Genomic DNA, 484 nt, shown 5'->3' on the forward strand with positions numbered 1-484 from the left:
GCCCTCGATCTGCTGGACGGCGATCACCGCGGCGAGCGTGAGCAGAGCCGTGGTGGGACCGTTCGCGGCGAGCGCGACAAGCACCGCCACCGCGCCGGCCACCGTGGCACCGATGATCGGCACGAAGCCGCCGAGGAACGTGATCAGGGCGAGCGGCAGGGCCAGCGGGACCCGCAACACGACAAGCGCCAGTCCGATGCCGATGGCGTCGATGGCCGCGATGATCATCGTGCCCCGGCTGTACGCGCCGAGCGTGCGCCAGCCGGCCCGGCCCGCCTCGGCGGTCAGCTCCCGGCGCGGACCGGTCAGCCGGCGCAACACCCAGTGCCACATCGAACGGCCGTCCTTGAGCAGGAAGAACAGCAGCACCAGCGCGAGCAGGATCGCGCCGGCCACCTCGGCTGCCTTGCGCGCCCCGGCCACCGGATCGGGCGTCCCGCTGCTCAGGCCCTGCCGGATCTGCTCCACCAGCCGGTCGAGCTGC

1 protein-coding gene is annotated in these 484 nt (G+C 73.1%); it reads right to left on the reverse strand.

Features of this window, described 5'->3' with window-relative positions:
- A partial coding sequence (locus KBX39_RS32760) for an AI-2E family transporter (protein ID WP_210874295.1) occupies positions 1-484 on the reverse strand: 484 nt, incomplete at both ends.

This window comes from Micromonospora sp. D75 (genome assembly GCF_018070405.1).
GTDB classification, from domain to species: Bacteria; Actinomycetota; Actinomycetes; order Mycobacteriales; family Micromonosporaceae; genus Micromonospora; species Micromonospora chalcea.